The sequence below is a fragment of the Candidatus Krumholzibacteriia bacterium genome (assembly GCA_035649275.1).
GTDB lineage: Bacteria > Krumholzibacteriota > Krumholzibacteriia.
The window spans coordinates 66,252-87,210 of the sequence record DASRJW010000036.1 but is presented as its reverse complement, the minus strand read 5'-3'; the positions used below and the strand labels follow the sequence as shown (position 1 = coordinate 87,210).

The following is a 20,959-nucleotide window of genomic DNA, read 5'->3' as shown; positions in this document are numbered from 1 at the left end:
TCATGGTCCGCGGGGCAGTCGAATTGACGCCTCGCCTTTTTTCGTGGTCTCATCGAAATAGCCCCTCATGGAGGAACGTATGCGGTACTCTCGCCACCGGCGATCGTGGTTCTTGGTCTGGGCGCTGGCCGCCCTCCCGATTCTCGTCTGGGTTGGTTGTAGCGACGAACCCAGCACCCCCACCGGTCCCCAGAACCCGGGCTTCGGCGAGTGCGGGGACGCTACGATCTTCAGTCCAAGGGATTTCTCCAACCCGACTGTGATCGACAACCGTTTCTTCCCGCTCGCGCCAGGGAAGCAGTTCATCCTCGATGGCACGGCCAACCGAGGCGGCGGAACGCTCGCGCATCGGGTGGTCTTCACCGTGACCGACTTGACCAAGGAGATCGACGGTGTGCGCTCCGTGGTCATGTGGGACCGGGACTACAACAATGGCGTGCTCGTGGAGGCGGAGCTCGCTTTCTTCGCCCAGGATGACGACGGCAATATCTGGACCATGGGGGAGTACCCGGAAGAGTACTTCGAAGGGGAGTTCCTCGGCGCTCCCAGCGCCTGGATCTCCGGTCGCAAAGGTTCCGAAGCGGGAATCCTGGTGACCGAGAATGCACCGGTGGGGACGAAGTTCCTCCAAGGCTGGGCACCGGACGTCAACTTCCTCGATTGCGCCTTCGTCTACCAGGAGGGCCAGACGGCCTGTGTTCCCTTCAACTGCTACGAGAACGTGCTGGTGATCGATGAACGGAGCCCGTACGAGGTGGGGAGCGGTCATCAGCGCAAATACTACGCGCCCGGCGTCGGTGTCGTTCTCGTCGGTGCCGTGGACGATCCCGAGGGTGAGAAGCTGGAGCTGATCAACATCCTGGAGCTCAACGAGCAGGAGATGGCGGATGCCCGCGCGGCGGCTCTCAAGCTGGAAGCGCGCGCTTACGAGGTGAGCGACGCCTATCGGCGCACGAAACGGATGCAATGAAAAGGACAGGGATGTCACCCTTCGTCCTGCTGCGGGCCCTGGTGCTCGGCTGCACCGCGCCGGCACTGCTGGCCGCCACCGTCGACGCCGACAAACCCGGCCCCGAAGGTAAGGCCCAGGCCGATCTGGGCGTCGAAGTGTCCGAGCTCTCGCCGGTCATCGCCAACCCCTATGTGGCCTTCGCGTCGATGAAGCGAGCGGTGTTCGAGGGCGAGGAGCTCGACCCCGAGACGGGGGAGGCGGTCGAGATCCGGGTGGAGGTCACCGTCCGCGACGTGCACGCGACCGTGGCCGGAGTAGAGGTCACGGTCGTCGAGGTCTCCGACTTCGAAGACGGCGAGCTGGTGGAAAAGACGGAGGACTACTACGCCCAGCACCGCTCGGGCGCGGTGTACTACATCGGGGAAAAGGTCGACGATTACGACGACGGCGAGATCGTCAGCCACGGCGGCCAATGGCGGGCCGGCGAGGACGGCGCCCGCGCCGGCATGTTCATGCCCGCGGCCCCGAAGGTCGGGGATGTCTTCGAAACCGAGCGCGCTCCGGGCGTGGCCGAGGATCGCTCCAAGGTAGTCGCTGCGGGAACCACGGTCACCGTCCCCGCCGGAACCTACAAGGACTGCATCGAGACCGAGGACTTCGACCCCATCGGCAAGACCTCCCAGCGCAAGTGCTATTGCCGCGGAGTCGGCCTCGTCCAAGAGATCTTCGGAGAGGGCAAGTCCCTCCAACTGGTCGAGCTCGAGGCGCGCTGAGTGCAAGAGTCGCCACGAGGGAAAAGGCCCGCTTCTCCTGGGCCGCGAGTGGCGACAGGACCCCGGAGCGTCCGCGGCGGTTGGCCCCGGATGCAGGAGGCGTGGGAATGAAGTCTCTGGTGCTTGGCCTTTTCGCTCTTGGGCTCTGGGCCGGGACGAGCAGGGCCGGAAACTTTCCGGGTCATCTCGAAACGGAGAATCTGCCGAAGTATCTGCGTGATCGCGGCGAAGGCATCCCGCTGTCCCAGTTCGGCACCTATGTCAACGACGGCCAGTGGTTCGTCTATCCGTTCTTCGAGTACTACCATGATGACAATGCCGAGTATGCCCCGAGCGACCTAGGCTTCGGCCTCGACGAGGACTTTCGCGGCAAATATCGCGCCTACGAAGGGCTCATCTTCATCGGCTACGGTCTCACCGACCGCCTCGCCTTCGAGCTGGAGGCGGCGATCATCAAGGCCAAGCTGGAAAAGAGCAGCGCCGATCCTACGGCCCTGCCGGCGGAGCTCGAGGAATCCGGCCTGGGGGATGTGGAGGGACAGATCCGCTACCGCTGGACCAAGGAAACCCAGAGCCATCCGGAGGTCTTCAGCTACTTCGAGACCGTGATCCCGACGCAAGACGAGGGTTCGCTCATCGGAACCACCGACTGGGAGTTCAAGCTGGGAGCAGGCGTCACCCGCGGTTTCGGTTTCGGCACGATGACCGTGCGGGCTGCCATCGAATACGACAAAGCCGAGGACGTGGTGGAACTGGGAGAGATGGCCCTCGAGTACCTGCGCCGTCTGAACTCTCATTGGCGGGTCTACGTCGGCGTCGAGGGAACCCAGGACGAGGTCGAGTTCATCCCCGAAGCGCAATGGCACTTCTCGCGCCGGGCATTCCTGAAGATGAACAGCGCCTTCGGGCTGACTTCCAAGGCGACGGATTGGGCGCCAGAGGTCGGCGTGCTCATCAGCTTCTAGTGTGTCGTCCCCGTGGACGTGCGCGCCTCCACGGGTTTGAGGATTCTTCGGGCGCGCTGGGCACCACGTCGCCGCGACCTGGGTGAATTCGCCCGGATTGCTTCGTCGTGCGCCTCGTGTGCGCTCGTTCGTCGCGATGTGGATCGCCGCGAGCGCGGAGAAATCTCGGCGAGTTTGACTCGATCCCGCGGTGGGTGCTATCATGACGCCACCCCGGGGATTGTCTGCCACCTAACAGCATGTGCGGGAGTTGGCGATGCGCTTCGCTGCCTCTGGTGTCTCCGTGATCCTCATCACTCTTGGCAGTCTCGCGCTTTGCGACAAGGCCAGGTCGCAACCGAGCACCGTTCTCACTTACCAGAAGGTCAGCAGCACGGAGGGCAATCTCGTCGCCACCATCGACAATCTGGACGAGTTCGGGGGCGCCGTCGTGGGTCTCGGGGACCTCGACGGTGCGGGCCCCAGCGCCGGCGCCGTCGCGGTCGGTGTCATCGGGGACGATGACGGGGGGAGCGGGCGCGGCGCGGTGTACATCCTCTTCTTGGCCAGCAACGGCACCGTCCTCTCCAATCAGAAGATCAGCGATCTCGCCGGGAACTTCACCGCCCTCATCGACAACGTCGACGAGTTCGGCAGCTCCCTCGCCTATCTGGGCGACCTCGACGGAGCGGGACCCAGTGTGGCGGCCCTGGCCGTGGGTACCGTGGGCGACGACGACGGCGGCACCAACCGTGGCGCGGTGTACATTCTCTTCCTGGCCAGCAACGGCACCGTCCTCTCCTTCCAGAAGATCAGCGATACCGCCGGCAACTTCACCCCCATCATCGACAATGGCGACGAGTTCGGCGGTACCGTCGCCGGATTGGGAGATCTCGACGGGGCAGGACCCAGTGTCGCCGCTCTCGCCGTCGGAGCCGTGGGCGACGACGACGGCGGTGCCGATCGCGGCGCCGTCTACATTCTCTTCCTGGCCAGCAACGGCACCGTCCTCTCGCACCAGAAGATCAGCGACCTCGAAGGCGGCTTCACCGGCGTGATCGACGACCTGGACCAGTTCGGCAGCGCGGTGACCAGCCTGGGCGACCTCGACCTGGGAGGGCCGAGCGCCCTCGCGCTCGCCATTGGCGTCGTGGGCGATGACGACGGCGGCGGCGATCGCGGCGCCGTCTACATTCTCTTCCTGGCCAGCAACGGCAGTGTCCTCTCGCACCAGAAGATCAGCAACCTCGAAGGCGGCTTCACCGCCGTCCTCGACGATCTCGACGAGTTCGGCGGAGCTCTGTCCGATCTGTGCGACTTCGATGCCGTCGGTCCGGTCTTCGGCCCGAGCGCCGCTGCCCTCGCGGTCGGTGCCATCGGCGATGACGACGGCGGGATCGATCGCGGCGCCGTGTACATGCTCTTCCTGACCCGAAGCGGGACGGTTTGGTCCTATCAGAAGATCAGTGACACGGAGGGCAACTTCACCGCTCCCATGGATGACGGGGACGACTTCGGCGGGACCCTGGCCTGCATCGGAGACCTGGACGGTGTGGGGGCCTCGGCACAAACCCTGGTCATCGGTGCCGCCGGCGACGACGACGGGGGCGGCGCTCGCGGCGCGGTGTACGTGACCTCGTTGGTCGGCTTCACCCTGACCGATGCACCCGCAGAGCTCCCCGGCGCGCCGCGGAACATCCTGGGGCGGGCGCGGCCGAATCCGTTCAACCCCCGAACCACGATCCACTTCCAGATCGCTGCGACGGGCCTGGTGCAGATCGACATCCTGGATGCCCATGGACGCCTCGTGCGCCAGCTCGTGCGCAAGATGTTCGAACCCGGAGCGCACGAGGCCGGGTGGGATGGGTTGGACGACAGAGGACGTTCGCTGGCGTCGGGGGCCTACTTCTACCGGATGTCGGTGAACGGCCAAGCCGTGGACGGGCCCGGCAAAGTCGTTCTCTTGAAATAGAAGTCCTCACGAACACACGAAAGACCCGAGGAGGAGAGTCGATGCGAATGATGATCTCGCGGCACGGAGCCATCATGGGCTTGCTGCTCGGCACCCTGGCCGGCGGTGCCACGGCCGGCGAAGTGGCGTTGGACAAGGTACCGGCGCCGGTCATGGACGCCGTCAAAGCTTGGTTCGCCGATGCCAAGGTGACAGGGGCGGGCAAGGAGAAGACGCCCGAAGGACAAGAGGTCTACGAGATCAGCCTGGAAAACAAGAGCTACCCCAACATCGATGTAACCGTCACTACCGAAGGCGCGATCCTCCTGATCGAGAAGCAGATCACGCGCAAGAACCTGCCCGAGCCGGTGCTCACGAGCCTCGAGGGCAAGTACGCGAAGGCGAAGTACAAGATCGTCGAGGAGATCATCGATGTGGTGGAGAGCACGGAGGTAGCGGGGAAGAAGGAAGAGAAGCTGCGTGCCTACGAGGTCCTCCTCATGACTCCCGAGAAACAGTTGTGGTCGGTCGAGCTCGGCCTCGATGGCAAGATTCTCAAGGAAGAGAAGAAGCCTCTGGAAGAGGAAGATGATTAGTCCCTTTCCGTGACCTGGTGGCTGGCGGGGTGGGAGAGGCCGGGCTTACACTCTCGACTCGGTAAGCGGTGGCGTCCAAGCTCGGCACCAGGCGCTTCCCACTCGAGGGCCCCTTGACGAGACATCGGCTGCGCAATCCACACCTACAGCTCGGGCTGGTCTTCTTTCTGCTCGTGCTCGTCCCGAGCTGTTTGCTGGGCTATTTCAGCCTGCGCGCCGTCGAGAACGAGCGCCGCGCCTCGGCGGCGCGGCTCCTGGCGGACCGAGCCGGCGACGCCGAGATCGCTGCCCGCGCCATCCATGGTGAGCTGGCAACGCTGGAGAATGCTTGGAAGGGGCTCGTGCCTCGGAACGTCGGCTGGGAGTCCCGAGCCGACGAGATGATCACCACCGTCTCGGGAGTGAAAGGTCTGGCTTTCGTGCGCGCCGGTCACCTGTTGCACGTGTCGGGCCGCCAGCTGTACCCACCGGACACCCCCACGGAGAGCGCGGCGACGCCGCTCGAGTTGCAGTCCCTCGATGCGGAGGATGCCGAACGCTTCCAGGAGTTGCTGGCGGCAGCCGAGGCCGCGGAGTTCGACGGCGACGACGCGGCGGCGGCGCAGCGAGCCTATGAAGCGTTGCTTGCCGTGGCGCAGACACCCGGCCTGCAGGCCATCGCCCGCGCCGGCATCGGCCGGGCCCACATCCGCGCTCGCCATTGGGATGCAGCGATCCAGGTGTTCGAGGTCATCCTGCGGGAGAACGCCGACGCCTATGACCTGGACAATCAACCGCTGCGGCTGCAGGCCTTGCAGCAGATCGCGCGGGCGCAGCAAGAGAGAGGCGCTGCTTTGGCCGCGGCGGAGGCGCTGGTGACGCTCTATGAGGACCTGGTGCAGAGCTCCGATGCGATCGGGCGCTTGCAGTACGACATCTTCGTCGAGCGCATCGAGGAGCGCCTAGGGCGTTTGCTGCCACGTCCATCGCCGCCCGAATGGCGCGCCTTGCAGGCACGCTACGACGCCGTCCGCGGCCGACCGAAGAAGCAGGTGGGGTCGCAGTACTTCGCGCACAAGCTGTCGCGCAAGCTCATCCGCGCTTCCCTCGATGGGCTCGCGTACTCCACCGAGGTGCGCTACGTCTCCGATACCGCGGAGGGCCGTCCCTTCCTGCTGGCCTATCTCTATCTCCCCGACGCCAGCGGCACCACGGTGGCCGGGCTCGTGGGCTTCGAGATCGACCTGGAGGAAATGAACCGCACTCTGCTGCCGGCGATCCTGGAGCGCCAGCAACGGCCCGGGGACGCCAGGCTCGCCATGGTGGACGGGGAGGGCCGCCGTCTCGAGGGCGGCCACGGCATCGCCGGCCCTCCTCTCGTCAGCCGCAACCTCGACTTCCCCCTCGATTTCTGGAGCGTGGCGGTGTGGTCGCCGGCCCTGGCGAGCGGCGGTAGGCCGGTGGACTTCCGCACCAAGGTCTTCCTCTATTTCGTCTTCCTCCTCCTCGTGACCATCGCTGCGGGAACGACGCTGCTCGTCGTCGGCTGGCGCCGGCAAGCACAGCTGGCGCGGCTCAAGACGGGTCTGGTGTCCCGGGTGTCCCACGAGCTGCGCACGCCGCTCACCTCCATCCGCATGTATGGAGAACTGCTCGAGGAAGGGGGCGACAGCTTGAGCCCGGTGCAGCGCCTGCAGCACTTGAAGACGATCCGCCGGGAGTGCGATCGCCTGCAACGTCTCATCGACCAGGTGCTGGACTTCGCCCGCCGCGAGCGCGGCATCGCGGCGGCGCCTCTGGAGTTCGAGGAAATCGGGGCCCTGGTGCAGGGGGTCGCCGAGGGATTTCGGGCCCAGGCCGAGAACGGCGGGTTCCAGTACACGATCGAGGTGGAACCCGACCTGCCGGAGCTGCGCCTGGATGCCGACGCGGTGCGCCAGGCGCTGCTCAACCTGCTGGCCAATGCCGTGCAATACTCCGAGGACGAGCGCCGCTTGGCGGTGCGGGCTTTCCGTCGCGGCGCGGAAGTCGCCGTGCAAGTGCAGGATCATGGGATCGGCGTGGATCCGCTGGAGCAGAAGCGCATCTTCGAAGACTTCTATCGGGGGGAAGCAGGGGGCAGCAGCCACCACGCCGGGCTCGGTCTCGGTCTCGCCGTGGTGCGTCGCGTCGCGGAGGCGCATCGGGGACGGGTGACCGTCGACAGCCGACGCGGCCAAGGAGCGACCTTCACTCTCTGGTTCCCGGTGCAGCCGCCGGGGGAGGCGCGAGCGCAGCGCAGCGCCGCGCGCTGGCGTTTCGGGGAGCTCCGTCATGGCTGAGAAGATTCTGGTGGTCGAAGACGATCGCAGCATCGCCGGAGGTCTCGAAGCCGCGTTCACCAGCGAGGGCTTCGAGGTCGAGTGCGCCCCGAACGGCCGCCTCGGGCTGGAGCGCGCCCGGGCCGGCAAGCCCTCCCTGGTGATCCTGGACATCATGCTACCCGGGATGAGCGGGCTGGAGATCACCAAGAGGCTGCGCGACGAGAACCGCAACCTGCCGATCATCCTCCTCACCGCACGGGGGGAGGAGAACGATCGCGTCCTCGGTCTCGAGCTCGGCGCCGACGACTACATCACCAAGCCGTTCAGCTTGCGGGAGCTGGTGGCGCGGGTCCGTTCGGTGCTGCGCCGCACGCAGGGGAATCGCAAGGAGCCCGAGCTCTTCCGCTTCGGCGAGGTGACGGTGGACTTCAAACGTCAAGCCGTGCGCAAGGGGGACCAGGGTGTGGAGCTTTCGGCGCGGGAGTTCCGCCTCCTGGCCTACTTCATCGCCCACGCCGGCACGCTCCTGACGCGGGAGCAGCTCCTCAACGACATCTGGGGATACGAGGTGTTTCCGACCACCCGCACCGTGGACAATCACATCGCCCGCCTGCGCAAGAAGATCGAAGCCGATCCGGAGGCACCGCAGTACATCCGGACCGCCCGCGGCGCCGGCTACCTCTTCGAACCCGAGGGAGGGGGTGGGTCTTGATGCGACGGCTTGTTACCTTTCTGCGACATGGGAGCGACACGACGGTGACACCGGTCGGTTCCCGATCCCCTAGGCTGGAGAGGGCCGGCGTTCCCCAGATCCTGGACCCGGCATCCCATCGGAGGCGGAGTGTGAAGCTCCTGAGCCTGCTGCTCGTCGCTGCCCTGTTGCTCGGACCCACGGCGCTGGCGCAAGTGGAGGCGCCCATCGACGTCTGGTTCCCCCGCCTGCGCGAGGGGATGTGGGTGGAAGTCAAAGGCGCCCTCGATCCCAAGGGCCAGCTCCTGGCCTCGCGACTCCGGGTGCTGGATGGCGAGCGCGATGAATGGGAGATCGAGACCCACGTCGCGGCGGTCGATTCCTTGCACATGCTCATCACCACCGCCCTCGGCAACCGGGTCGTGGTCACGGCGAAGACGGCGCTCCGGGGTCCCGGCAATGCAGGCGGTGTCCCCTTCGCCTTCCTCGTCGTCGGCGACGTCGTGGAGGTCGAGGGCAAGCCCCAGAAAGACGGCTCCATGCTGGCCGACGAGTTGAAGGTGGAGAAGTCGAAGCGCCGGAAGCCCGATCTCCAGCCGAAAAACGAGCACGAGCTGAAAGCACGAATCGAGTCGATCACGGCCGACAAGCGGCAGATCGTGCTCATGGGCCTCATCGTGCAGCTCGACGAGAACACCCGCCACAACTCGGCGGGAGACTGACCCCCTCCCCCCCGCCCGTTCCGGTTGCTCGACCTCCCCACAGGCAGTAAACGTTTTCCCGCTTCCCGGCATCTCCCTGTACGAAGGGAGCGAGCCGGATGCCCATGGGGACTGCCTTGGCGGAGGTTCGCGTGGAATCTGGCCCGGCGGAGATCGCCGCCCTCGCCCGGCGCGCCCGTGACGGCGACACCAACGCCTACGAGGTCCTCTACCGACTGCACGTGGGTCGGGTCTACGCCGTGTGCCTGCGCTTGTCTGGCGACAGCGTCCGGGCCAAAGAGATGGCGCAAGAAGCTTTCGTCCAGGCTTGGCGCCAGCTCGGGCAGCTGCGCGACGACCAGGCCTTCTCCCCCTGGCTCCACCGCATCACGGCGAACGTGGCGCTGATGGGGCTGCGGCGACGGGGACGGCTCTGGGCGCGAGAAGCGGGCTCGGAGACCTTGGAGGCGCTCGCCCCGGTGCGCGGTGGTGGCGCCGAGCCGGTCGGCGAGCGCATCGATCTCGAACGGGCGATCGCGCGTCTGCCGCAGCAGGCCAGATCCGTCCTGGTGCTGCACGACATCGAAGGCTACCGGCACGAGGAGATCGCGGCACTGTTGCGAATCGCCGCGGGCACCTCGAAGGCTCATCTCCATCGCGCGCGGCGAGCGCTGCGGGAGGTCCTGGGATCATGAATTGTTCGAGCGTGCGAGAGCGCCTGAGCGCACATCTCGATGCGGACTTGCCAGAAGAAGAGGCGGCGGCAGTGAGGGACCACCTGGCGCGCTGCGCCGACTGTGCCGCCGAGGCGAAGACCCTCGGCGTTGTGGTGCGCGCCGTGGTGGCGCTGGAGCGAGAGCTCGACCCCGGCGATCTCTGGCCCGGCATTGCGGCGCGCCTCACCGCCGAGCCCGCGACACAGCGACGGGCAGCGACGTGGGCGGTGCGGGTGCGTTACGCCGTCGCCCGTGGCCTCGGCGTCGGGCAGGGAATCCCCGCCCTCTCGTGGCGCCTGGGCGTGGCGGTGGCGTTGCTGCTCGCCGTGTGGGGATGGCACGCACGGCGTGGCGCGCCGGCTTCGACCTGGGAGATCGCACCCCTCGCCGGTGCCCCGGTACTGCGCGACCGCGGCCTCTCCGGCGCCCGCACCCTGCACCCGGGCGACTGGGTGCGAACGGATGCCGCTTCCCGCGTGCGCGTCACCGCCGCCGAGGTGGGGCGAGTGGACATCGGCCCGGAGAGCGAGGTGCGCCTGCTCCTCACCGCAGCCGACGAGCACCGCATCGAGATCGCCCATGGCGAGCTCAGCGCTTTCATCTGGGCGCCGCCCCGCTTGTTCTTCGTCGAGACCCCCGCGGGCGTCGCGGAGGACCTCGGCTGCCAGTACGACCTGGTGGTGGATCGAAGCGGCAACGGCAGTCTCGACGTCGGTCTCGGTTTCGTCTCCTTCGAACGCGACGGCTACCAGGTCATCGTCCCCCAGGGGGCGCGCTGCGACCTCCGCGCCGGCATGGGGCCGGGGACGCCGCATGCGCAGCAAGCCTCCGCGGTGCTGTGTCGGGCACTGGAACAGATCGACCGCCACGGCGCCGCTGCCGGCGACGCCCTCGCCACGGTCCTCGCCGCGGCCACCGGGGCCGACGCCGTGACCCTCTGGCACCTGGTGCCGCGCGTCCAAGAAAGGGAGCGCCCTCGAGTGGTGGACAAGCTCGCCTCGCTGGTGCCGCTGCCGGCGAACGCGACGCGCGATGGCGTCATGGGACTCGATACGCAAATGCTGGACGGTTGGTGGTCGGCCATCTATCCGAGTTGGTCGGCCTGGCAGTGAGCATGCTCGAGGAGGTCAAGATGATCGGACGACATGGGAAGAAGGTCGTGGTGCTGGCCGCGCTCGCCGCCGGCGCCGCGGTGTGGGCCGGCGCTGCCCGCGCTGGCGCTCCGGGCCTTTGCTACGACCCGGGCACGCGCGACGGCTATGTGTGTCCCCCCTGCGGCTGCTCGGGCGATCGCCTGGCGTCCGCGGAGCGCGGCAAGTGCAAGCTGTGCCAGACGGATCTCGTGGCCCGCAAGGACCTGAAGCACGTCGCCATCGTGCTCTTCGAGGGCGTGGAGCTCCTCGACTTCAGTGGTCCGGGCGAGGTGTTCGCGGCCTCCGGCGACTTCTACATCTATACGGTCTCCAGGGATGGGAAACCGCTCACGAGCCAGGGCTTCGTGCGCGTCGACCCCGAGTACTCCCTCTACGATTGCCCCTGGCCCGACGTTCTCGTGGTCCCGGGTGGCAGCACCGGCAACCTCGTCGCGGACCGGACGATGATGGAATGGATCCAGGTCGTCGGCAAGCAAGCGGACCAGGTGCTGTCGGTTGGCTCTGGAGCCTTCGTCCTGGCGAAAGCGGGATTGCTCGACGGCCTCGAGGCCACGACGCACGCCGCGGACCTGGACGAGCTGCGTCGGGAAGCACCGCGGACGAAGGTGCGCGCGGGCGTGCGTTTCGTCGACAACGGCAAGGTGGTGACCACCGCCGGCGTCTCGGCGGGAATCGACGGCGCCTTGCATGTCGTCGGCAAGCTCTGCGGCGCGGACAAGGCGAAGACCGCTGCGGCGCGCCTGCAGTACGAGCCAGGCGCCGTGCCGGCGGGGACCGTGGTCACCCAGCTCCCCGGCAAGACGCAGTGAACGGCAAGACTCTCTGAGCGCGAGCGAGTCACGGCGCCGTCGAGTCGTCGGCGGCGCCCCCGACTCGCCAGGCCTCGGCGCAGCGACGGACGCCCCTTCCAGGGCTGCGGGCCTCCGGGATGGAACCTACCGCTCCGGGAAAACGTCATGAGTGAGACGACCCGAGAACTTCGTGGAGTCCTGCCGTTCTCATGCGCCGGGGAGGACGATGACGAACCCGTTCCGGTACCGTCGCTGCCCGCTCCGAGCCTCCTCCTGGGTTGCTTTCTTTCTCCTCCCGTTCTGCCTCTTCCAGACAGAGGCCCTCTCCGCCGGCAGCCTGGATCTGACCTTCCACGACGTCGGCATCGGCATCGGTGATTCTCGGACGATCCACGGACTCCGGCTCAACTACCGCGACCGCCGTTTGCGCGAGGTGAACGGGATCCATGTCACGCTCTGGTCGCCGCACGCGCGCTCGCGTGGCGTCGTCCGCGGTGTCGCCCTCGGGCTCCCGGTCACCGGCGCCGAGACGCTGCACGGTGTCGGCGTCGGCGCGCTCGGCATCGGGGCGGAGCGCGACGCCAACGGCATCCTGATCGGCTCCCTCGGCGTCGGTGCGGGGGAGCGGATTCGCGGCCTGGCGTTCGGCGGCCTCGGCGTCGGCTGCGGCGAAGATCTGGATGGCATCGCCGTCGGTGGCCTCGGCGGCGGCTGCGGCGGTCGCTCCCGAGGCGTGGTCATCGCCGGCCTCGGAGTGGGTGCCGAGGGATCGGTGCAAGGAATCCTCGTCGGCGGCCTCGGCGCCGGCGCCGGTGAAGACCTGGAGGGCCTCGGCTTCGCTGGCCTTGGTCTCGGAGCGGGCGCCGCTGTCCACGGCTTGCAGATCGCCGGACTCGGCATCGGCGCCGGCGGCGCGATGACGGGCATCCAGATCGCCGGATTCGGCGTCGGAGCCGGGGGCGCGACGAAGGGGATCCAGATCGCCGGGCTCGGCGTCGGGGCCGGCACGACGATGACCGGAATCCAAATCGGCGGCATTGGAGTCGGGGCCGGCGAGGAGCTGCGGGGAATCAACATCGCCGGCGTCGCCGCCGGATCGCCACGGATCGCGGGCCTCACCTTGAGCGGCATCGTCTCTGGCGGCGTCGACATCACCGGCCTCACCGTGACCGGGGCTTACTGCACCGTGGGCAAGGGGGGTCTGCTGCAGGGCGCGTCACTCTGCATCTTCAATCGCGTGCAGGGGAAACAAGAAGGTTTCACGCTCGGCGTGCTCAACATGGCGCGCCGGCTGCGTGGCGTGCAGATCGGTCTCTTGAATTACGCCGGCGACAATCCTCCGTGGCTGCGTTGGCTCCCCTTGGTCAACGCCCACTTCTAAGGCAACGCCCACTGCCGAGGTGGTGCGACTCCCCACCAGAAGTCAAGACGGTTCCGCGCGCACCGCGACCCGAGGCCCGGATGGGAACGTCCGCCGTCGGGAGCCGGGCCAGGTGCCGACAGGTCGTCTGTGCGCTACGCCGTGGACGCCCGTTGTCACCATTGGTATATGTCCTGCACGAAGAAGTGACCGCTCTGGACTGCTGCATTTTGCCCGGGGGAGGGCGAACCTCTTGGTTGGAAAAGACTTCCCAGGAAAGGGCAAGCCCTGGAGCCCCCCGTGTCCATCGCCGTCGTCTGGTTGCGTTGCCATCGCAAGAATCCCCTTTGGCGCTTCCACGCCGAAGCCTTTGCTCTCAGGAGGAGGCGGGTCATGACCAGGACTTCCCGACCATCTCTGGGTGTGTTCCTCGGTGCGGTCGTCTCGATCGCTGCCGTCGTTGCCACCACACCGCCGCTGGCGGCGCAGGAAGAGAAACCTGCACAGGAGAAACCTGCATTCGATTGGGTCGCCGGGCCGCTCCGTGCCGATCTCGGCAAGCATGCACAGGTCCAGGTCCCGGAAGGCTACGTCTTCCTGGGGCAGAAGCAGGCTGGGGAGCTCATGCAAGCCCTCGGCAACCCACCCACGGGTCAAGAGGAAGGCGTCATCGCGCCCACCGCCGAGGACCAGAACTGGATGCTCGTCTTCGAGTTCGACGGCATGGGCTACGTCAAGGACGACGACAAGGCGAGCCTGGACGCCGACGCCATCCTGAAGAGCATCAGGAAAGGAACGGAGGAAGCCAACAAGTACCGGGAGAAGCATGGAGCCCCGGCACTCACCATCGTGGGCTGGGAAGTCGCACCGCGCTACAACGAGACCACCCATCTGCTCGAGTGGTGCATCCGCGGCGAGTCGGAGGGGCGGCCCATGCTCAACTACAATACCCGCGTCCTCGGACGCCGTGGGGTGATGTCCGCCACCCTGCTCGTCGGCCCGGAGGAGCTCGAGGCCACCTTGCCGACGTATCGTGAACTGCTCTCCACCTTCGATTTCATGAGCGGCAACCGCTATGCCGAGTTCCAAAAGGGTGATCGCGTCGCCGAGATCGGCCTGACCGCACTCGTCGCCGGCGGGGCCGGAGCTCTGGCGCTCAAGACCGGGCTGTTCAAGAAATTCTTCAAACTGATCATCGTCGGCGGCGTCGCTGTGGTGAGCGCCGTCGGCCGCACAGTCAAACGACTCCTCGGGAAGCGGGGCGAGCCGATCACTCCCACTGCCTGATGACCGAGTGGCGCGAAGTCGGCCTGGTCTTGCTGGGCCTCTACACCCTGGAGGGCGCCTTCCTCCTCTCGGCGGGAGCGGTTGTCTTCGTCCAGTGGTGGTCGGGCGTCCGGATCGAGCTGCCGTCGGCCGGCGGCCGGCGCGATTTCCCGCGCTTCGGTCCCTTCGTCCCGTGGGGACGGCGCTGGCTCGCCACCGAGTGGCCGTGCTCGCTCTCTCCCACCGGGATCCAGCCAGGCTCCCTGGCGGGCTGCAGCGAAGCGCTTTCCACCTCGTGTCTGGGCGATTCCCTCCGCTTCGAAGACATCGAGAGCATGCGCGTCGAAGCCTCGACGCTTGTCGTCAATGGCTCACACTTCGCCCGCTTCGTGACGAGCGGCGAAGCGCGCCGCTTCGCGTCCCACTTGCAGCAGCTGCGCGGCGCGCCGCTCGCAGCGCGGAAAGCCCTGATCCATACCTGGGTGGCCTCGCGCCTGGATGCCGAGGCCGTGCAGCGCCGAGTGGCCGACTTCACCCGTCTCGCCCGGCCACTGGCGATGGTGTGCACGGCGCAGGGCTTCGTGCTCGGCGCGGTCATCGCCAACATGCTCTTCGACCCGGACCTGCTCCTGCGTACCTGGAAAGTCGCGTTGTGTCTCTGGGTCCTGCTGCTGGTGCCGCACACGGCCTTGTTCCTGCGCTGCCATCGACGCTTCCGGCCCGAGTACAGAGCGGAACGCATCCAGGCGCTCGTCACCAACCTGCTCGCTCCGGTGGCTTCGGTGTTCGCCCATGTCCATCTGTCCGAGAAGATCGTCGAGGAGTTCGAGCCCATCGCGGTGGCGATGGCCGTGGCGAGCCCTCGCGAAGTGCGTGCCCTGGCGCGGCTCGCCCTAGGAGCGCAAAGATCGTCGCCCGCTGGCGCCGGGACCGCCGTGTGGTTCGCCCACACCGTGCACACCCGACTCCGCGAGGTGCTTTCACGGCGCGAGGATGGGCTCGGTGAATCTCTAGCGACACCACCGAGTCGCCACCCCGGGGCACGCGCCTATTGTCCGCGCTGCCACGATCAGTTCGTGGTCGCCAGCGGGGATTGTCCACGCTGTGAACCCCTGCAGCTCGTGGCCTTCTCCGAGCCCGTGGTGTCCTGAGAGCAAGTGCGTCAGCTGTGGTGCGGCAAGGAGGATCGACGGGGACGACGCGGGCGCTAGGCGGTGCGGCATGGTTGGCGAAGCGACGGTGCTCGACTGGTTGCATCGGCTTCGCGCTTCGCCAACCTACTCCCCTCCCCACATGAGGAGTCCGCGAGCAGCCCCTTGCAGGTTCCCTGCGGTCGTACGCCCGAGGTGCTCGAGGCGCTCCTGGAAGGGCGGGACCTAGTTGCCGGGCTTGGAGCCACCTGGACACAAGTCTCGGCTTTCGGTGCGGTTGACGGGAGTAGCCATCCGTAGGTAACGTGAAGCGCCCTCGCCGCGCTCTGGACTTCTTGTTGTGCACCATGGGGTTGCCTGCCAGCGCGGCGTGCGCACCGGAGGGAGGATGCTCTCAGGAGAGTCCGGCGGCGGCCCTGCCCTGGGTGTGCCTCCGGAGCCGGAAGCCATCCGCGCGCAGCTCGAGCGCATCCTCGCCAGCCCGCACTTCTCCGGCACGGACCGCAGCCGGAGGTTTCTCCGCTTCGTGGTGGAGGAGGCCCTCGCCGGGCGCTCCGAGCGCTTGAAGGAATACACCCTCGCCATCGAAGTCTTCGACCGCGACGACACTTTCGACCCCTCCACCAACCCGGGCGTGCGTGTCGAAGCGAGCCGCCTGCGCCGCCGGCTGGAGCACTATTACCTCACCCTCGGGCGCGAAGATCCGGTGCTCATCGAGCTGCCGCGGGGAACCTACGTGCCCGTGTTCCGCCCGAAGGCGGACATCCTGCACTTGCAGGAAGACATCGCCGCCCTCACCTCCACCGATCTGACGACGTTGACCCCAGGATTCCCGGGCGGACCGTCGGTGGCGGTCTTGCCCTTCGACAACCTGGGCGGCGAGCGCTTTTTCGCCGACGGCGTGACCGTCGAGATCATCACCGCCCTATCGCGCTTCCGCGAGTTCCACGTCCTCGCCCGCAACACGACTTTCCAGCACGATGCTCGCGAAGGCATCACCCAGATCGCCCGGCGCCTCGGCGTGCGTTACGTCCTGCACGGGAGCGTCCGGCGGGACGAAAACCGCATCCGGGTGAATGCCGAGCTCTCCAGCGGCACGAACGGGAAGGTCTTGTGGGCGGAAGGCTACGAACGGGACCTCTCCGCCGCGTCGGTGTTCGACATCCAGGACGAGATCGCGAACCACGTGGTCACCACCATCGCCCAGCCTCACGGGGTGATCGCCCGACCCGAGGCGGCGCAGGCGCGGCACAAACCCCCGGAAAGCCTCGACGCTTACGATGCGGTGCTGTTGTTCTACGCCTATTCCGCCCACCATGCGCCGGAAGGTCACGCCCGGGCGCTCGAGGCAGTGGAACACGCCCTGCAGACGGAGCACGACTCCGCCTCGCTCTGCGCCGTCCATGCCTATCTGTATCTCGACATGGATCGCTTCGGCTACAACCTGCGCGGTAGCCGCGAAGAAGCCCGCGAACAGGGCATGCGAAGCGCCCAGGCCGCAGTCCGGCTCGATCCGCTGGAGCCGAGGGGTTACCATGCGCTGTTCCTGGCGCATTTCGCGCGCGGCGATCTCCGGGCCTTCCGCGAAGCCGGGGCCCGGGCCTTGGCGCTCAACATGAACGACACCGATACCCTCGCCGACTATGGGCTGCACCTGATCCTGAGCGACGACCTGGAGCGTGGCAGCCTGTTCATGAAGGTGGCGCTGACGCTCAATCCGGAGCCCCCCGACTGGTACTGGTTCGCCTTCTTCTCCCTGCACTTCACGCGCGGCGAAATGGAGGAGGCCCTCGACATGGCGCTCCGGGTGCAGAACGAGTCCTTCTATTGGTCGCCTTGCATGCAGGCGGCGGTGTACGCCCGGCTGGGGATGAAGGAGCAAGCGGCCGCCGCGGTGCAGCGCCTGCTCGCCCTCTATCCCGATTTCCCCGCCCGCGCCCGGGCCGAAGTCGGGCGCTGGGTCAACGCCAAGCGCGCCGACTCCGTCCTCGACGCTCTCGGCGAAGCCGGCCTCGCCATCCATTGATCCATGGAACAGGAGGCTCGAAGGAACGGCGATGGCCCACGATGATGCGCCTCGCGGTCACGTCCTCACCCGCCGCGAGGCACTCGCGCTCCTCGGCGTCACGGGCGCCGCGTTCTTCGGCAGGTCCGTAGCGGCATTCACTCCGCTCCTGCACCATGCTGCCCCAGCGTGGGGGCAGGGTGCCGCAGGCACACCACCGAGCACGGGTGCCGCAGCCTGGCCCGCAACGCCTGCCGCTGCTGCCTCGCCGGCACCCGGAGCCGCCACCTCGTGCATCGTCCGGCCGGGGCAGACCGAGGGACCGTACTTCGTCGACGAACTGCTGCTCCGCTCCGACATCCGCTCTGATCCCTCCGACGGCTCGACCCGGCCGGGCGCCGAACTCCGCCTGGCAATTCATCTCTCGGCGCTGCTGGCCGACAGCTCCTGCATCCCCCTGGCAGGTGCGTACGTCGACCTCTGGCACTGCGATGCGCTCGGCGTCTATTCGGACGTCCAAGACCCGGGATTCGACACCTTGGGGAAGAAGTTCCTCCGGGGCTACCAAATCACCGACCCCAGCGGCGTCGCGAGCTTCGTCACCATCTATCCCGGCTGGTACCTGGGGCGGACGGTGCACATGCATGTCAAGATCCGCTCGGCTCCGGCCACCAGCCCCGGTTTCGACTTCACCTCCCAGCTCTACTTCGACGACGCCCTCACCGACCAGGTCCATGCCCAGCAGCCTTACGCCTCCAAGGGACAGCGCCCCTTCCGCAACGACGCCGACGGCCTCTACCGCCAAGGCGGCTCGCAGCTGCTCCTCGCCGTCAGCCCGGACGGGAGTGCTTACGTCTCGACCCTCGAGGTGGCGCTCCAGGGCGTGGTGAGCGTGCGCCCCGGGACCTGGAGCGGGGTGAAGACGAAGTACTCCTAGCAGTCCGTGGCCGGCATGGCGGGCATCGACGCGGTCAGCGATAGGGAATGGTACTCGGCGGTCCGGGATCCAGGCCGAGGAAAGGCGTCGTCGGCAAGGGGCCGAAGTCGAAGACCTTGGTGGAAGCGCCCTCGGGGGACTCCAAGGCGTGGGAATAGCGCAGCTCCGTGGGCTCGAAGACCAGCAGTTCGTTGTGCAAACGGATGCCGAAGCCCACGATGGAGTAGTACTTGTCCTCCAGGAACGAATCGGCCTCGGGGCCGATCGTGCCGATGTCGAGCCGGCCGAAGAAGCCGAAGCGGAAGCCGAAGGCCTTCCACGGCGTGAGCAGGACCGATTCGAGACCACCCACCAGACGCTGCCGATCCCGTAGCGGCGAGCCCGTGATCCCAGCGAAGCCAGCGCTCCCATCCAGCGGAATGTCGTCGTTCTCCCGCCGCCGAAATCCGTGCGTATAGGAAACCTGGAAGAACTGCCGGAAGCCGTAACCACCGTGGTCCAGGAGCGGGGTGAAGTAGCTGCCGGCGAGATCCACCACCCCGTCCTCCATGGTGCGCTGGTGGAGGAAGGTGCCGCCGGCGGCGCGGAAGGCGAGATACCCCCAGCCCGTGTACTTCGCCGCCCGGAGCTCCGCGGCGCCGTAAGCTCGATTCTCGAATTCACTGAACTCCATGCCGCCGGTGAGCGTCGCCAGCAACCCATGCGGGATGTCTTCTCTCCAGCCGTATCCGCGCAGCAAGCGCCCTTGTTCGAAATCGCTCTTGGTGAAGGAGAAGCTCGCGAGCACGAGGTGCCGATCACGGAAGGGGCGATTGAAGTCGGCGGTCACCGAGTCGGGGCGGACGTAGAAGTCCAGGTAGTCGTAGCCGAGGGCGGGCACGAGCGCCTGGCGGCTGACGCCGCCGTGCGGCGCCTTGCCCACGGGGAACGCCCGCCCGCCCCATACGAAGGTCTCCAGGAAGGCCTGGCGGGGAACGTCGCCGGGCGCCGGCTTCAGATCGGTCATGGCGAAGGCGAGGGCCCCGGTGCTGCGGATCTGCGGTGCTTCGCGTGCGCGGGAAAGCACCACGCCCCAGGCCCGTTCCCGGTAGGTGTTGCGGTACTCGTAGGCGTTGCGTACGAAGGAACCGCTGATGTTGTCGACGCGGTATCTGCCGACGTACCCCAGCTCTTGGGGTTGCTCGGCGTCGATGAGGAGCAGGTTCTCGAAATGGTGCCCCCAGCCGGCGAAATTGCGGTCCGCCAGGCGGATGTCGGCACTCGAGGTGTTCTTGATCTTGAGGTCGAGGCCAAGGGTCCAACGATCCCGCGTCACCACGTAGAGGTCCACCGAATCCGGCGCCGACTCCACCGGCGCCACCACGACATTGGCCTCTTGCAGGAAAGGCGCGGCGCGCAACAGGCGCTCGGAATCGGCGAGGGCGTTCGGATCGAGCCTCTCGCCTTCGTGCATGAGCAAGTAATTCTCGATGATGCCTCTGCGCGTGTTGAAGTGCAGGGCATCGCCGACGCGACTCAAGGTGGACTGCACTGCATCGCCGCCGCCGGCGTCGTAAGCGCTGAAGACGTCGAGGCGTTCGATGACGATGTGGCGGATGGTGAGACCAGCGTAGGGGGCGAAGAAGTCCAGGCTCGGGGTGACGGCAGCCTGCTCCTGGAGCGGCAGCGCCGAAGGCTGGAAGACGTAGCGGGAGAGCTCGCGGGTCAGGCGATTGCGGGAGAGCTTCGCCTCCAGCGAGTCGAGCGTGGTGCTCCCGCCCACCAGACTGTCGGGCGGCTCCGCGACCGCAGCCGTCGCCGCGCCGCAGAAGAAGATGGCGGCGAGGAGCCGAGCGTGGAACCTCATGGTGTGAGCCGCCACGGGGCAGGAGCGGCGTTCAAGCCTCGAAACCGATGCGTCCGTGGCTGCCGTCGCAATAGGGCTTGTTCTGCGATCCGCCACAACGGCAGAGGGACAGGCGCTGCGCCGGACACGCCACCCCGGTGGCGGTGGAGCGGACGACCACGGGGCCCAGGAGACGGAGCGGGCCGTTCTTCGTCAAGATGATGTGCAACGCCCCGCCGAGCAAGCGTGCTGCTCCGGGAGCGGTGGCGCCGGTGCCAGGGGCGGCTGGGGCGCTGACGCCAGCGACAGCGCCGCCGGGAGCCCCGCCCACCGGTCCTCCTGCGGCTGCCGTCGCGGCGGCGCTGGGCACCGGTGGCGGCGGCACCTCGCCCGGGTCGGAGAAGCCGAGCTTCCGGTGCTGGCCGTCGCAATAAGGCTTGTTCGCCGAGCCGCCGCAGCGGCAGAGCGCCAGGCGCAGCTCCCGGGCGATCTCCATCCCCAGTGCATCCTGGAGCACGATCTCGCCGCGGGCGTAGAGCGGACCATCGGGCGAGGGGGTCACCTCGTTCACGAGCGCCGCTGCCTCCACCGTGCCATCGCTGCGTTCGTAGCGCAAAGCACCGGTGGGACACCGTTCCACCACGCGCACCACTTCTTCGGCACTCGCGCCTTCCAGGCGCACCCAGGGGCGCCGCTCGGGATCGAAGACGCTCGGCAAGCCACGCACGCATTCCGTCGCGTGGATGCAGCGTTTCACCTCGTAGGTCACGGCGATCTCGTCGCCTTGGTAACGATGGCTCCCCATGCGCATCCACCTCTCGTTGTCGCCACCACCCAGCCGGCGTCCCTCATGGTAGCACCGTG

Annotated in this window: 18 protein-coding genes; 16 read left to right on the top strand and 2 right to left on the bottom strand. The window is 67.4% G+C overall.

The window, feature by feature from the left end:
• Positions 1 to 79: 79 nt before the first annotated feature.
• The 16 genes from VFE28_03890 to VFE28_03815 all read left to right on the top strand — a co-directional run bounded on the left by VFE28_03890 (position 80) and on the right by VFE28_03815 (position 18,270).
• Positions 80 to 970 (top strand): hypothetical protein, encoded by an 891-nt coding sequence (locus VFE28_03890; GenBank protein HZM15121.1) that lies wholly within the window; start codon positions 80 to 82, stop codon positions 968 to 970.
• An 11-nt stretch (positions 971 to 981) separates the two neighbouring features.
• Complete coding sequence (locus VFE28_03885) at positions 982 to 1,725, top strand: hypothetical protein (GenBank protein ID HZM15120.1); 744 nt, start codon at positions 982 to 984, stop codon at positions 1,723 to 1,725.
• A 107-nt stretch (positions 1,726 to 1,832) separates the two neighbouring features.
• On the top strand, positions 1,833 to 2,690 hold the full coding sequence (locus tag VFE28_03880; GenBank protein HZM15119.1) for a hypothetical protein: 858 nt from the start codon (positions 1,833 to 1,835) through the stop codon (positions 2,688 to 2,690).
• Between the two features lie 256 nt (positions 2,691 to 2,946).
• On the top strand, positions 2,947 to 4,641 hold the full coding sequence (locus tag VFE28_03875; protein HZM15118.1) for a FlgD immunoglobulin-like domain containing protein: 1,695 nt from the start codon (positions 2,947 to 2,949) through the stop codon (positions 4,639 to 4,641).
• Between the two features lie 41 nt (positions 4,642 to 4,682).
• A complete protein-coding gene (locus VFE28_03870) occupies positions 4,683 to 5,216 on the top strand; it encodes a PepSY-like domain-containing protein (GenBank protein ID HZM15117.1) in 534 nt (177 codons plus the stop codon).
• 113 nt (positions 5,217 to 5,329) lie between these two features.
• Positions 5,330 to 7,516, top strand: coding sequence for a HAMP domain-containing sensor histidine kinase (locus VFE28_03865; protein ID HZM15116.1), 2,187 nt, complete (start codon positions 5,330 to 5,332; stop codon positions 7,514 to 7,516).
• Positions 7,509 to 8,210, top strand: coding sequence for a response regulator transcription factor (locus VFE28_03860; GenBank protein ID HZM15115.1), 702 nt, complete (start codon positions 7,509 to 7,511; stop codon positions 8,208 to 8,210). The genes VFE28_03865 and VFE28_03860 overlap by 8 nt, the downstream gene beginning before the upstream one ends.
• 131 nt (positions 8,211 to 8,341) lie before the next feature.
• Positions 8,342 to 8,911 (top strand): DUF5666 domain-containing protein, encoded by a 570-nt coding sequence (locus tag VFE28_03855; GenBank protein HZM15114.1) that lies wholly within the window; start codon positions 8,342 to 8,344, stop codon positions 8,909 to 8,911.
• Positions 8,912 to 9,042: 131 nt separating this feature from the next.
• The gene (locus tag VFE28_03850; GenBank protein ID HZM15113.1) at positions 9,043 to 9,585 is read left to right on the top strand and encodes an RNA polymerase sigma factor; all 543 of its coding nucleotides are present in this window, start codon (positions 9,043 to 9,045) and stop codon (positions 9,583 to 9,585) included.
• Entirely contained in the window at positions 9,582 to 10,718 is a 1,137-nt protein-coding gene (locus VFE28_03845; protein HZM15112.1) for a zf-HC2 domain-containing protein, read from the top strand. The genes VFE28_03850 and VFE28_03845 overlap by 4 nt, the downstream gene beginning before the upstream one ends.
• 20 nt (positions 10,719 to 10,738) lie before the next feature.
• On the top strand, positions 10,739 to 11,569 hold the full coding sequence (locus tag VFE28_03840; protein HZM15111.1) for a DJ-1/PfpI family protein: 831 nt from the start codon (positions 10,739 to 10,741) through the stop codon (positions 11,567 to 11,569).
• A 208-nt stretch (positions 11,570 to 11,777) separates the two neighbouring features.
• Entirely contained in the window at positions 11,778 to 12,932 is a 1,155-nt protein-coding gene (locus tag VFE28_03835; protein HZM15110.1) for a hypothetical protein, read from the top strand.
• 372 nt (positions 12,933 to 13,304) lie between these two features.
• Positions 13,305 to 14,198, top strand: a complete 894-nt coding sequence (locus VFE28_03830; protein HZM15109.1) for a DUF2167 domain-containing protein — start codon at positions 13,305 to 13,307, stop codon at positions 14,196 to 14,198.
• Entirely contained in the window at positions 14,198 to 15,328 is a 1,131-nt protein-coding gene (locus VFE28_03825; protein ID HZM15108.1) for a hypothetical protein, read from the top strand. The genes VFE28_03830 and VFE28_03825 overlap by 1 nt, the downstream gene beginning before the upstream one ends.
• A gap of 388 nt (positions 15,329 to 15,716) precedes the next feature.
• Positions 15,717 to 17,354 (top strand): hypothetical protein, encoded by a 1,638-nt coding sequence (locus tag VFE28_03820; GenBank protein HZM15107.1) that lies wholly within the window; start codon positions 15,717 to 15,719, stop codon positions 17,352 to 17,354.
• Positions 17,355 to 17,385: 31 nt separating this feature from the next.
• On the top strand, positions 17,386 to 18,270 hold the full coding sequence (locus tag VFE28_03815) for an intradiol ring-cleavage dioxygenase (GenBank protein ID HZM15106.1): 885 nt from the start codon (positions 17,386 to 17,388) through the stop codon (positions 18,268 to 18,270).
• Positions 18,271 to 18,304: 34 nt separating this feature from the next.
• Here VFE28_03815 and VFE28_03810 read toward each other — a convergent pair whose 3' ends face one another.
• Both VFE28_03810 and VFE28_03805 read right to left on the bottom strand, forming a co-directional pair.
• The gene (locus VFE28_03810; protein HZM15105.1) at positions 18,305 to 20,116 is read right to left on the bottom strand and encodes a hypothetical protein; all 1,812 of its coding nucleotides are present in this window, start codon (positions 20,114 to 20,116) and stop codon (positions 18,305 to 18,307) included.
• A 31-nt stretch (positions 20,117 to 20,147) separates the two neighbouring features.
• Positions 20,148 to 20,906, bottom strand: coding sequence for a CDGSH iron-sulfur domain-containing protein (locus VFE28_03805; GenBank protein HZM15104.1), 759 nt, complete (start codon positions 20,904 to 20,906; stop codon positions 20,148 to 20,150).
• Positions 20,907 to 20,959 lie beyond the last annotated feature (53 nt).

Coding starts and splice junctions, on each gene's coding strand:
- VFE28_03890 (HZM15121.1), top strand. CDS start 80: ATGCGGTACTCTCGCCACCGGCGATCGTGGTTCTTGGTCTGGGCGCTG.
- VFE28_03875 (HZM15118.1), top strand. CDS start 2,947: ATGCGCTTCGCTGCCTCTGGTGTCTCCGTGATCCTCATCACTCTTGGC.
- VFE28_03870 (HZM15117.1), top strand. CDS start 4,683: ATGCGAATGATGATCTCGCGGCACGGAGCCATCATGGGCTTGCTGCTC.
- VFE28_03845 (HZM15112.1), top strand. CDS start 9,582: ATGAATTGTTCGAGCGTGCGAGAGCGCCTGAGCGCACATCTCGATGCG.
- VFE28_03880 (HZM15119.1), top strand. CDS start 1,833: ATGAAGTCTCTGGTGCTTGGCCTTTTCGCTCTTGGGCTCTGGGCCGGG.
- VFE28_03835 (HZM15110.1), top strand. CDS start 11,778: ATGACGAACCCGTTCCGGTACCGTCGCTGCCCGCTCCGAGCCTCCTCC.
- VFE28_03840 (HZM15111.1), top strand. CDS start 10,739: ATGATCGGACGACATGGGAAGAAGGTCGTGGTGCTGGCCGCGCTCGCC.
- VFE28_03885 (HZM15120.1), top strand. CDS start 982: ATGTCACCCTTCGTCCTGCTGCGGGCCCTGGTGCTCGGCTGCACCGCG.
- VFE28_03815 (HZM15106.1), top strand. CDS start 17,386: ATGGCCCACGATGATGCGCCTCGCGGTCACGTCCTCACCCGCCGCGAG.
- VFE28_03810 (HZM15105.1), bottom strand. CDS start 20,116: ATGAGGTTCCACGCTCGGCTCCTCGCCGCCATCTTCTTCTGCGGCGCG.
- VFE28_03830 (HZM15109.1), top strand. CDS start 13,305: ATGACCAGGACTTCCCGACCATCTCTGGGTGTGTTCCTCGGTGCGGTC.
- VFE28_03860 (HZM15115.1), top strand. CDS start 7,509: ATGGCTGAGAAGATTCTGGTGGTCGAAGACGATCGCAGCATCGCCGGA.
- VFE28_03825 (HZM15108.1), top strand. CDS start 14,198: ATGACCGAGTGGCGCGAAGTCGGCCTGGTCTTGCTGGGCCTCTACACC.
- VFE28_03820 (HZM15107.1), top strand. CDS start 15,717: ATGCTCTCAGGAGAGTCCGGCGGCGGCCCTGCCCTGGGTGTGCCTCCG.
- VFE28_03805 (HZM15104.1), bottom strand. CDS start 20,906: ATGCGCATGGGGAGCCATCGTTACCAAGGCGACGAGATCGCCGTGACC.